This window comes from Salmonella sp. SSDFZ69, assembly GCF_004010755.1.
In the GTDB taxonomy this organism is placed as follows: domain Bacteria; phylum Pseudomonadota; class Gammaproteobacteria; order Enterobacterales; family Enterobacteriaceae; genus Salmonella; species Salmonella enterica.
Genome location: NZ_CP034831.1, coordinates 3,452,176 through 3,463,999, shown reverse-complemented (window position 1 = coordinate 3,463,999; position 11,824 = coordinate 3,452,176). Strand labels below are relative to the sequence as shown.

Here is an 11,824-nt window from a genome sequence, read left to right as displayed (position 1 = left end):
GCGGTCATTCTCCCTGTACTAATCCCCCGTCCCGTAAACCGCGTTGACTTGAAGGTTATCGTTTTACGTCTATTCTTAACTTTCAGCTAAGCGTATTTTGCTGAAATTGCAAATAGTCTTGAAGACGCTGTTTTTTTGTTTTGCCGTTATTTTTATAACGGCCAGGTAGATATTGCCAAGTGAATGTAACTAAGGGAGACATGTTATGCTAAATAGATACTACCGTTTCGCTGTCGAAAAAGACGACCCCTCCGAAGCGCCAGAGTCGGGCGATAAGCCTGACAGCCAGCCGCAAAAAAAATCGTAATTTATCTGGATATTCCCCGACGTTTTTACGTTTGGGGAAAATAACCGTTTCGTTTCAACCTGGTTGCGAACAGTGAATATTTTACACGAAGTGACTATATATAAACGGGAGGGAACATGGAGTTTGATGCCTTCTTTTTAGCGAGACTCCAGTTTGCCTTTACCGTCTCTTTTCATATTATTTTCCCCGCGATTACGATTGGCTTAGCCAGTTACCTGGTGGTACTGGAAGGTTTATGGCTAAAAACGCGTAATCCTGTCTGGCGCTCGCTCTATCAGTTCTGGCTCAAAATTTTTGCCGTCAACTTCGGGATGGGCGTGGTCTCCGGTCTGGTCATGGCTTACCAGTTCGGAACGAACTGGAGCGGTTTCTCCCAGTTCGCCGGCAGTATCACCGGGCCTTTATTAACCTATGAAGTGCTCACCGCATTCTTCCTGGAAGCGGGATTCTTAGGCGTGATGCTTTTTGGCTGGAACAAAGTCGGGCCGGGCCTGCATTTCTTGTCTACCTGTATGGTGGCGTTGGGCACGTTAATGTCGACGTTCTGGATTCTGGCGTCTAACAGCTGGATGCATACCCCGCAGGGATTTGAAATTCACAACGGTCAGGTGGTCCCGGTGGACTGGTTCGCGGTGATTTTCAACCCGTCGTTCCCGTATCGCCTGTTGCATATGTCCGTTGCGGCGTTTTTAAGTAGCGCGATGTTTGTCGGCGCGTCCGCTGCCTGGCATTTACTGAAAGGTAACGATACGCCGGCTATCCGCCGTATGTTCTCGATGGCGTTATGGATGGCGGTCGTGGTGGCGCCCGTTCAGGCATTGATTGGCGATATGCATGGCCTTAACACCCTGAAGCATCAGCCGGTCAAAATCGCCGCGATTGAGGGGCACTGGGAAAATACGCCCGGCGAGCCAACGCCGCTTACGCTGGTAGGCTGGCCGGATATGGAGGCGGAACGGACCCGCTATGCGCTTGAGATCCCGGCGTTGGGCAGTCTGATCCTGACGCATAGCCTGGACAAACAGGTGCCTGCGCTAAAAGATTATCCCAAAGAGGATCGCCCCAACTCTACCGTGGTGTTCTGGTCTTTCCGTCTGATGGTGGGCATGGGCGTACTGATGATCTTCCTGGGGCTGGCCAGCCTGTGGCTACGCTACCGACGCCGACTGTATCATTCGCGGCCCTTTATGCACTTTGCGCTGTGGATGGGGCCGTCCGGGCTTATCGCCATCCTTGCCGGATGGGTGACGACTGAAGTAGGACGTCAGCCGTGGGTGGTCTATGGCCTGCTGCGAACGCGTGATGCGGTTTCCGCGCACAGCACCTTGCAGATGAGCATCAGTTTGCTGGCCTTCTTTGTGGTCTATTCCCTGGTCTTTGGGGTTGGCTATATTTATATGATTCGCCTTATCCAGAAAGGGCCGCAGCCGGCGGAGACACCGACCGCTGAAACCGATGGCAGACCCGCGCGTCCTATCTCTGCCGTGGGAGAATCGCTTGAGCAGGAGAAACGCGAATGACCATCGATCTTCCGGTTATCTGGTTTGCTATTATCGTGTTCGCCACGCTGATGTATATCGTGATGGATGGGTTCGATCTGGGCGTCGGTATCCTGTTTCCGTTTATTCGTGATAAACACGATCGCGATGTTATGGTGAACTCGGTCGCGCCGGTATGGGACGGGAACGAAACCTGGCTGGTGCTGGGCGGGGCCGGGCTTTTTGGCGCGTTCCCGTTGGCTTATGCCGTCATCACCGACGCGCTGACTATCCCGCTGGTGGTTATGCTGCTTGGTCTTATCTTTCGCGGCGTCGCTTTTGAATTCCGTTTTAAAGCCACCGAGTCGCATCGCGCGTTCTGGGATAAATCCTTTATCGTCGGGTCAATCCTGGCGACCTTTGCCCAGGGAGTTGTGGTGGGCGCGGTGGTGAGCGGTTTTCAGGTGGAAGGGCGAACCTTTAGCGGTTCGCAGCTTGACTGGCTGACGCCGTTTAACCTGTTCTGCGGCGTCGGTCTGGTTGTCACCTACGCGCTGCTGGGCGCTACCTGGCTGATTATGAAAAGCGAAGATCCGCTGCATAGCCGGATGTGCGCGCTGTCGCGCCCGTTGTTGATCGTCTTGTTGCTGGTGATGGGAGGCGTCAGCGTGTGGACGCCGCTCACCCACGACGACATCGCCGAGCGCTGGTTCACGCTGCCCAATTTATACTACTTCCTGCCGGTGCCTGTGCTGGTGTTGGCTTTTAGCGTCTGGCTATGGCGCAGCGTGAAAAAACCAGAATCCCATGCGCGTCCATTTATTCTCACGCTAGGATTGATTTTTCTGGGGTTCAGCGGGTTAGGCATCAGTATTTGGCCGAATATTATTCCACCGGATATTTCGCTGTATGCCGCCGCCGCGCCGTCGCAAAGTCAAAGCTTTATGCTGGTTGGGGCGCTGATAATCATCCCGATTATTCTGGCTTATACCTTCTGGAGCTACTACGTCTTCCGTGGAAAAGTGCGACATGGAGAGGGATATCACTGATGGTTAAAGTGAAAAAATGGTCGCGGCGAGTCGTATGGATGGTCGCGATATGGTGCGCCAGCGTGCTTCTGCTGGCGGGCGTCGGAATGTTGTTCAGACTGCTCATGACCTCCGCAGGATTTCGCTCCTGACTGATATCCCCCGGACGCGCTTTCGTCTCTCGCGAAAGCGCGTTTTTATCGACAGATCGGCGTTTATCGATCACCTTTGCTCGCCTTATCTCTCCCCTCAATAGCGGTTGATAATTATTCTCATCTTTATTGTCGTTCCCGGGCCGCAGTGATATGGTTACACAGTGGCTAACGCTCTGGTATAACGCAGATAAACGGTATTGATAATGTCTCCGATCTCCTGTCACTCTTCCGCCGCCCCGGCGATGAAAAAGATCTTTTCCGTCAGCGATTTCATCGCGTTTGGCGAGCGTTATGGCATTGATTACCGCTTCCCTGCGTTACCGCAGTATACGCAGAGTAGTCCCGTACTTCATGGCGATATCGAAGAGATAGCGCTTCCCGGCGGGATTTGCATTACACGCTCGGATGTTCACGTGTTACAACCTTATGAAACCACCTCTCGCCATAGCAGTCCGCTGTATATGCTGGTGGTGTTGGAAGGTAACGTCGCGCTGGCTGTCAATGAGCAGACCTTTTTGTTGAGCGCGGGAATGGCGTTTTGCTCGCAACTGAGTGAGCAGCAGACGATACGCGCCCATCACGGCGCAGACAGTAAATTGCGCACCTTGTCGCTGGGAATGTACCCGGACGGCGGATGGCGGGAGCGTTTGCCTGTCTCGCTGGCAGACGAGTGGGAAAATAGCGCAACCTCGGCGAGGGTCTGGCAGGTGCCGGAGTTTCTGCTTTTGGGGCTACGTTATGCGCAGCAGCCCGGACCTCATGCGGCGTCACGCCAGTTAATGCTGGAAGGCATCATGCTGCAATTGCTGGGCTATGCGCTAAATCTATGTCAGCCCGCAACGCAAAAACGCGGGCTTCCCGTCACCGGTGAATACCAGCGGCTGGAGCTCATTCGGCGTTTACTGGAGCAGACGCCGGAAAAAGCCTACACGCTGAACGAACTGGCGCGTCGGGCGGCAATGAGTCCGAGTAGCCTGCGGTGCAAGTTTCGCCATGCCTATGGGTGTACCGTGTTTGATTATCTGCGCGATTGCCGCCTGGCGCGCGCGCGTCGTTATCTGATGGAGGGATACAGCGTGCAGCAGGCCGCCTGGATGTCAGGCTATCAACATGCCACAAACTTTGCGACGGCATTTCGTCGGCGTTATGGCTGCTCGCCCGGCGAGCTGCGTGACGCGTCTCTGACGGCGTCCCGACACTGTGCGTAACGCGCCCCGCCAGAACGGTAATATCCGCCGCTAACCCGGTTTTCTGCCGCTTTGGGTGATGTTTTATCATTGCGCATAGGCAATCTGGCGTTACGCATAGTGGTCCGTTATCTCTAAAAGGTAATAATTCTTATTTACAATAAAGATGCCTTTGGAGATGTTCATGTTTGCGACAACGCGTATGGCGCTATTGATAGGCGGAGCTATCGGCGGCGCGACTTTTCCTCTTTTTGCCCAGGAAACCACAAAAAATGATACCGTCATTGTCACCTCGCCCGTTCAGAGTGGCGCGACCAAGCTGGCGACGCCAGATATTGAAACGCCGCAGTCGGTATCCATTATTACCCGCCAGCAGTTTGAAGAGCAGGGCGCAACCAGCGTGCGTCAGGCGGTCAGCTACACCCCAGGCGTATACAGTAACCAGATAGGCGCCTCTAACCGCTTTGATTACATCGTATTGCGTGGTTTTTCGGACGGTAGTCTGGATAACGTCTATCTCGACGGGTTAAAAATGATGGGCGACACCAATTCGCACAGCTCGTTGGTGGTTGACCCCTGGTTTCTGGAAGATATCGAGGTGGTACGCGGCCCGGCGTCCGTTCTGTATGGACGTTCATCGCCAGGCGGCATTGTCTCGTTGACGTCGCGAAAACCGGCGTTTGATGCCGGAGGAGAAGTGAAGCTGTTTGCCGGCAATCACAACCAGCGCGGGGCGGCTTTTGATGTGACCGGCCCACTGGATGACAATGAACGTGTGGCGGCGCGTCTTAGCGGCATGACACGTTACGCCGATTCGCAGTTTACCCCCTTGAAAGAGGAACGTTATGCGCTGATGCCGAGCCTGACCTGGCGAATTACCGATCGGACGCGTCTTGATCTTATGGCCTATCTGCACCGTGATCCGCAAGGCGGTAGCCACTCCGGACTGCCTTATCAAGGCACGGTTGTACCTTATAACGGCAGAAAAATTTCTAACACTTTCTTTGAAGGTGAAGATGACTACGACAAATACGATCGCCGTGAAAATATGGTGGGTTATAACATTGAGCATCTGTTCGATAACGGCTGGTCGGTACGGCAAAAATTGCGTTATTTGCATACCAAAGTGACGTTGAATCAGGTCTATGCCGCAGGTTGGTTGAATGAAACGGCGCTGAATCGCGGCTATTCCGGCTCCGGGGAGAAAATGTCGGCTATCGCGCTGGATAATCAGCTCGACGGCAGCGTGGATACCGGGGCGATTAATCATCGTCTGCTGGTGGGGATCGATTATCAGGATCGCAGTAATCATACTACTGGCTATTATGGCGCGTTTCCGCCGATTGACGCTTTCAACCCTGTTTATGGCGCTCAGCCGGATTACATTACGTTGTATAGCCGTGAAAAACATAAGCTGCGGCAGACCGGATACTATTTACAGGATCAGATGTCATGGGATCGCTGGCGTTTTACGTTGGGCGGTCGTTACGATCGGGTCAGCGTGTCTAACATCGACAAACTTCATGATTCACGCAGCGATCTCGATAAAAACAACGTCAGTACCCGTGCTGCGTTGCTTTATCTGTTCGACAATGGCGTCGCCCCCTATCTCAGTTATTCTACCGCGTTTACGCCGACCAGCTTCGCCGACGAAAACGGCAATGTGCTGGAACCGATGAAAGGCAAGCAGTGGGAGGCGGGGGTAAAATACGAACCGCTGGGGGGGAACAGCCAGTTTAGCGCCGCCGTGTATCGTATTAACCAAACCAATATCGCGACCAAAGAAGAACCTACCGATCCGTACCGCTCGATTGGTGAAATTGAGTCTAAAGGGGTGGAACTGGAGGCCATTAGCCATTTGTCGGATAGCGTCCGTTTGCAGGCGGCGTATACCTATACTGATATCCGTTATAAGAAAAGTAGCCCGCAAGAGCAGGGGAAGCGCGCGGTTTATGCTCCACGGAACCAGGCCAGCGCCTGGCTAAGCTACGATGTGAAAAGCGGTCTGTTAGAGGGGCTGACTTTGGGCTCCGGCATCCGGTACGTCAACGGCGTGACCAGCGATCGCCTGAATACCCACACGTTGCCGTCCTATACATTGGTCGATATGGTGGTAGGGTATGATTTATCCAGCATTGGGTTAAATGGCTTGAGCGCCCAGCTCAACGTAAATAACCTGACGGACAAACGCTATGTCGCTGCCTGTAATTCGCTCTCTTATTGTTATTTTGGCGCCGAGCGTAGCATTGTAGGCAGCGTGTCATGGGCGTTTTGATAACGCTTATCGTCCGGTAGCAAAGGCTACCGGGCAAACATTAGCGGTGCGTCACGCCTTCATAGAGAAGTCTGAGCGCAAACATCCCGATAATGGCGCCGATAACACGGCTGGCAATGCGCTGTATACGCCCATAAGCGCGGCGGACTGCGGGAAGCGAAAAGGCCTGGCTGAGAAAAATACGCCAGATAACGGATGACAGCACAATTCCGGCCCAGGCCATTAATCTTGCCCATGTGGGCGTTTCTGCGCTAAGCGTTACGGAAAAAATACTGATAAAAAACAGTACGGTTTGCGGATTGGATAAATCGGTCATTAATCCCCGGCGAAAGAAAATTGTCCACGGGGCGGCAATTGGCGTCTGGAGCGTGCTCATTTGCGGCGTCGCCTGGTGACGAATACTGTTCCAGGCGAACCATAATAAATAGGCGCCGCCGACAATTTTGATAAGAGAAAATACCGCTTCGCATTGCGTAATGAGCGTCGCCAGACCGAAAAGCCCCAGCCCGGAATAAAAGGCGTCTCCCGTGGCGACGCCCAGGCCGGTGATGACTCCCGCCCGGCGTCCTGATGCGAGGCTGGTTTGCACCACCACAAACAGATTCGCGCCGGGATTAAAAAAGGTTAACACAAACAGACTGACGGTAAGCACAACGGCATGAAACGGCTCCATAGGCAACTCTTCTCTTAGCCTCAAGAAATAACCTTCATCTTATTAATAGTCAAACCAGATGATTGCGAGTGAGATCACAAAGCAGGGGCGTTTTAATCCGCGTTGTTACGCCGACAGAGCGGGGGCTGACTGGATTTTTCCAGCAATCTACACTACTTATTTAATCAGTCCGAACGGCCTTTTTGTTCTGATAAAGCGATGATGGCGTAATAATAAAACGAGGGTTTTGCTATGAAAACTGGCTACAAGGTTATGCTTGGCGCATTAGCGTTTGTCGTGACAAACGTTTATGCCGCAGAAATCATGAAAAAAACGGACTTTGATAAAGTCGCCTCCGAATACACGAAAATTGGCACGATTTCCACCACCGGGGAAATGTCGCCGCTGGACGCCAGAGAAGATTTAATCAAAAAGGCGGATGAAAAAGGGGCGGATGTGGTGGTGCTGACGTCCGGGCAGACAGAAAATAAAATTCATGGTACGGCTGATATTTATAAAAAGAAATAAAAGCGTTGCATCATAAAAATACCCGCCTGGGTTTCCGGCGGGTATTTTTATTCCTGGCAACCGTCATCCGTTTTGCCGGATGACGGCCTGCAGTAAACGTAGCGCCATCAGGCATTCAGGACGCTGTCATTTGTCTTAATTACCCGACTGGTCTTTGGCACCAGCTTTTAAACGACGCCACAGAGTGGTGCGGCTAATCCCCAGATAACGCGCCGCGGCGCTCTTATCGCCCTTAAAGCGCGCCAGTACATCCTGTAACGTGTGCGCATCCACGGTTGAAGGCGTCAGCTCTGCTGTGTTCACCATAAGCTCAGGTAATAACTGCCGCATAAATTGCCTGTCCAGCGTTGGCGCGGGATCGACGCTTAAAAAAAGCGCCAGGCGCTCCATCATATTACGCAGTTCGCGAATATTACCGGGCCAGCGCCAGGCCAGCAAAAGCGGCTGACACTGTGTCAATCCATGACGTATCGATTCGGTAAACGGAATTTCCATCGCCGCCAGCGACTGTTTTAAAAAGCTTTCCGCCAGCGGTAAAATATCAGCCTGCCGCTCGCGCAAAGGAGGAAGCGTCAGACGCAGAATACTCAGGCGATAAAAGAGATCGGGGCGAAAACGTCCTTGCATTATCTCCCGATCCAGATCGCAATGCGTAGCGCTGATCACCCGGACCTCCACCGGGATCGGTTGGTGTCCGCCGACGCGAGTGACGGCTTTTTCCTCCAGTACGCGCAAGAGTCGGGTTTGTAACGGCAAGGGCATTTCGCCGATTTCATCCAGAAACAGCGTGCCGCCGTGTGCGATTTCAAACAGCCCCGCCCGGCCTCCTCGTCGTGAACCGGTAAACGCGCCCTCTTCATAACCAAACAGTTCCGCCTCCAGCAATGACTCGGTAATCGCGCCGCAATTGACGGCGACAAAGGGAGGGGATGGCTTATTCTGACGGTGAGGCTGGCGGTGAAAAAACGTCTGGTGAATCGCCTGCGCCGCCAGCTCTTTTCCGGTCCCTGTTTCCCCCTGAATCAGCACTGCCGCACGGGAGCGGGCATAGAGCGTAATCGTCTGGCGGAGCTGCTCCATTTGCGGCGACTGGCCGCGTATATCGCCCAGTTCATACCGGGTTTGTAATCCCTTGCCGGATGGGTAATCCACGCGCTGGCGCCGTGTCAGACGGGTCATATCCAGCGCATCATGAAAAGCCTGACGAACGGTCGCCGCGGAATAAATAAAGATGGCGGTCATTCCCGCTTCTTCCGCCAGATCGGTAATTAATCCCGCGCCGACGACGGCTTCAATACCGTTGGCCTTAAGTTCGTTAATTTGCCCGCGCGCGTCCTCTTCGGTGACATAGCTTCGCTGTTCAAGACGGAGGTGAAACGTTTTCTGAAAGGCAAGTAAAGCCGGAATGGTCTCCTGATAGGTCACGATACCGATAGACGAGGTGAGCTTTCCCGCTTTCGCCAGCGCCTGTAATACATCGAATCCGCTGGGCTTGATGAGGATCACCGGTATTGACAGGCGACTTTTTAAATAGGCCCCGTTCGAACCCGCCGCGATAATCGCGTCGCAGCGCTCGGTCGCCAGTTTTTTGCGAATGTAGGTCACCGCCTTTTCAAAGCCGAGTTGAATAGGCGTGATGGTCGCCAGATGATCGAATTCCAGGCTGATATCCCGAAACAGTTCGAACAGACGCGTTACGGAGACCGTCCAGATCACCGGTTTATCGCTATTATCGCGCGGAGCGCTGTGAGCAGTCGTCATCGCAGTAGGTTCATCTTTAAGGGGCGATTTTTTGTTTTAAACGTGTTTCATAAATGTTGCAATGAAACGGAGCGATTCGTTTCATGAAACGTTAGCTGACACGTTTTTCTTTTTCCTTAATCGCGCTTATTCATAACAGGAATGACTGTAATTACCTGTTTTTAAATCTCATTGTATTTAATTTTCTCGCTGCCTCTTTGCCTGGCATAGCCTTTGCTTTGGTGAATACATTCTGAGTGACAATTTACTAACATGAGGACGAGATATGTCTTTACATTCGCCGGGGCAGGCATTTCGCGCCGCGCTCGCTAAAGAGAATCCATTACAAATTGTCGGCGCGATCAATGCCAACCATGCTCTGTTGGCCCAACGGGCCGGGTATCAGGCTATCTATCTTTCTGGCGGCGGCGTAGCGGCGGGCTCGCTCGGACTGCCGGATCTGGGGATTTCTACGCTGGATGATGTGTTAACCGATATCCGGCGCATCACGGATGTTTGCCCGCTGCCGCTGTTGGTGGATGCGGATATTGGCTTTGGCTCCTCCGCCTTTAATGTCGCGCGGACGGTAAAGTCCATAGCCAAAGCGGGCGCCGCCGCGCTGCATATTGAAGACCAGGTTGGCGCTAAGCGCTGTGGACACCGTCCAAACAAAGCGATCGTCTCGAAAGAGGAGATGGTAGACCGAATTCGGGCGGCAGTGGATGCGCGCACCGATCCGAACTTTGTGATCATGGCGCGTACCGATGCGCTGGCGGTGGAAGGGCTGGAGGCGGCTCTCGATCGTGCGCAGGCTTACGTGGACGCGGGGGCTGACATGCTGTTCCCGGAGGCGATCACCGAACTGTCGATGTACCGTCAGTTCGCCGACGTGGCGCAGGTGCCGATCCTCGCCAACATCACTGAGTTTGGCGCGACGCCGCTGTTTACGACCGACGAGTTGCGCAGCGCACACGTGGCGATGGCGCTCTATCCGCTGTCGGCGTTTCGCGCCATGAACCGCGCCGCAGAAAAAGTCTATACCGTGCTGCGCCAGGAAGGGACGCAAAAGAACGTGATCGACATCATGCAGACCCGCAACGAGCTGTACGAAAGCATCAATTACTACCAGTTCGAAGAGAAGCTGGACGCGCTGTACAGGAATAAAAAATCGTAGCCTGTAGGCCTGATAAGGCGAAGCCGCCTTCTGGCAATGCCGGATGGCACTACGTTTAACCCGCCTACGGTACGGCCTACACGCCTCAATACCCTACACATTACAATAATGACGAGGACAATATGACAGACACGACGATCCTGCAAAACAACACGCATGTCATTAAGCCTAAAAAATCGGTCGCGCTTTCCGGCGTACCTGCCGGAAATACCGCTCTGTGTACCGTGGGAAAAAGCGGTAACGATCTGCACTATCGCGGTTACGACATTCTCGATCTGGCGGAGCACTGCGAATTTGAAGAAGTCGCGCATTTACTGATCCACGGAAAATTACCGACCCGCGACGAGCTGAACGCGTATAAAAGCAAATTAAAAGCGCTGCGCGGATTACCTGCCAATGTCCGTACCGTTCTGGAAGCGTTACCGGCGGCCTCGCACCCGATGGACGTGATGCGTACCGGCGTTTCCGCGCTGGGCTGCACCCTGCCGGAAAAAGAGGGACATACCGTCTCCGGCGCGCGCGATATTGCCGATAAGCTGTTGGCCTCGCTCAGCTCTATCCTTCTTTACTGGTATCACTACAGCCACAACGGCGAACGTATTCAGCCGGAAACCGACGATGATTCCATCGGCGGCCATTTCCTGCATCTGCTGCATGGTGAAAAGCCAACCCAAAGCTGGGAAAAGGCGATGCATATTTCGCTGGTGCTGTATGCCGAGCATGAGTTCAACGCTTCGACGTTTACCAGCCGGGTGATTGCCGGAACCGGTTCGGATGTCTACTCCGCGATTATCGGCGCGATTGGCGCGCTGCGCGGCCCGAAACACGGCGGAGCGAATGAGGTGTCGCTGGAAATTCAACAGCGTTATGAAACACCGGACGAGGCAGAGGCGGATATCCGTAAACGCGTGGAAAACAAAGAGGTGGTGATTGGCTTTGGACATCCGGTTTACACCATCGCCGACCCGCGCCATCAGGTGATCAAACGGGTGGCGAAACAGCTTTCAGAAGAAGGCGGCTCGCTGAAGATGTACCACATCGCCGACCGTCTGGAAACGGTGATGTGGGAGACAAAAAAGATGTTCCCGAATCTCGACTGGTTTTCGGCGGTCTCCTACAACATGATGGGCGTCCCTACCGAAATGTTCACCCCGCTGTTTGTCATCGCCCGCGTTACCGGCTGGGCGGCGCACATTATTGAACAGCGTCAGGACAACAAAATTATTCGCCCCTCTGCCAACTATACCGGCCCGGACGATCGCGTATTTGTGCCGATCGAAAAGCGTTGCTAATTAAAACC

Annotated in this window: 11 protein-coding genes and 1 pseudogene; 10 read left to right on the top strand and 2 right to left on the bottom strand. The window is 53.6% G+C overall.

What is annotated here, in order from left to right; genetic code table 11:
- Nucleotides 1-205: 205 nt before the first annotated feature.
- From ssaA to foxA, 7 genes and pseudogenes are all read left to right on the top strand, one after another.
- Nucleotides 206-307, top strand: a complete 102-nt coding sequence (ssaA, locus tag EOS98_RS17315; protein WP_000934834.1) for a small effector SsaA — start codon at nt 206-208, stop codon at nt 305-307.
- 116 nt (nt 308-423) lie between these two features.
- Nucleotides 424-1,827 (top strand): cytochrome ubiquinol oxidase subunit I, encoded by a 1,404-nt coding sequence (locus EOS98_RS17310; protein ID WP_000393711.1) that lies wholly within the window; start codon nt 424-426, stop codon nt 1,825-1,827.
- Nucleotides 1,824-2,834, top strand: a complete 1,011-nt coding sequence (cydB, locus tag EOS98_RS17305) for a cytochrome d ubiquinol oxidase subunit II (protein ID WP_024156805.1) — start codon at nt 1,824-1,826, stop codon at nt 2,832-2,834. Before EOS98_RS17310 ends, cydB begins: the two co-directional genes overlap by 4 nt.
- Nucleotides 2,780-2,965 carry a DUF2474 domain-containing protein gene (locus tag EOS98_RS25145; protein ID WP_305954967.1) on the top strand — a complete coding sequence of 62 codons (186 nt, stop codon included), beginning with the start codon at nt 2,780-2,782 and terminating at the stop codon, nt 2,963-2,965. Before cydB ends, EOS98_RS25145 begins: the two co-directional genes overlap by 55 nt.
- Nucleotides 2,884-3,076: pseudogene (locus EOS98_RS25015) on the top strand (hypothetical protein). Before EOS98_RS25145 ends, EOS98_RS25015 begins: the two are co-directional and overlap by 82 nt.
- 95 nt (nt 3,077-3,171) lie before the next feature.
- Nucleotides 3,172-4,176 carry a ferrioxamine uptake transcriptional regulator FoxR gene (gene foxR / locus EOS98_RS17295; RefSeq protein ID WP_126524239.1) on the top strand — a complete coding sequence of 335 codons (1,005 nt, stop codon included), beginning with the start codon at nt 3,172-3,174 and terminating at the stop codon, nt 4,174-4,176.
- A gap of 145 nt (nt 4,177-4,321) precedes the next feature.
- Complete coding sequence (gene foxA / locus EOS98_RS17290; protein WP_126524238.1) at nt 4,322-6,430, top strand: ferrioxamine B receptor FoxA; 2,109 nt, start codon at nt 4,322-4,324, stop codon at nt 6,428-6,430.
- A 40-nt stretch (nt 6,431-6,470) separates the two neighbouring features.
- Here foxA and EOS98_RS17285 read toward each other — a convergent pair whose 3' ends face one another.
- A complete protein-coding gene (locus tag EOS98_RS17285; protein WP_000433131.1) occupies nt 6,471-7,103 on the bottom strand; it encodes a LysE family transporter in 633 nt (210 codons plus the stop codon).
- A 231-nt stretch (nt 7,104-7,334) separates the two neighbouring features.
- Between EOS98_RS17285 and yahO the strand changes: the two genes are divergently transcribed.
- Nucleotides 7,335-7,610 carry a DUF1471 family periplasmic protein YahO gene (gene yahO / locus EOS98_RS17280; RefSeq protein WP_000848026.1) on the top strand — a complete coding sequence of 92 codons (276 nt, stop codon included), beginning with the start codon at nt 7,335-7,337 and terminating at the stop codon, nt 7,608-7,610.
- A 135-nt stretch (nt 7,611-7,745) separates the two neighbouring features.
- Here yahO and prpR read toward each other — a convergent pair whose 3' ends face one another.
- Nucleotides 7,746-9,371 (bottom strand): propionate catabolism operon regulatory protein PrpR, encoded by a 1,626-nt coding sequence (gene prpR / locus EOS98_RS17275; protein WP_126524237.1) that lies wholly within the window; start codon nt 9,369-9,371, stop codon nt 7,746-7,748.
- A 265-nt stretch (nt 9,372-9,636) separates the two neighbouring features.
- Here prpR and prpB point away from each other — a divergent pair, with 265 nt between their 5' ends.
- A complete protein-coding gene (gene prpB, locus EOS98_RS17270) occupies nt 9,637-10,524 on the top strand; it encodes a methylisocitrate lyase (protein ID WP_000052221.1) in 888 nt (295 codons plus the stop codon).
- 122 nt (nt 10,525-10,646) lie between these two features.
- Nucleotides 10,647-11,816: a 2-methylcitrate synthase gene (gene prpC, locus EOS98_RS17265; RefSeq protein WP_023219099.1), complete on the top strand. Its 1,170-nt coding sequence runs from the start codon at nt 10,647-10,649 to the stop codon at nt 11,814-11,816.
- The last annotated feature ends 8 nt before the right edge of the window (nt 11,817-11,824 follow it).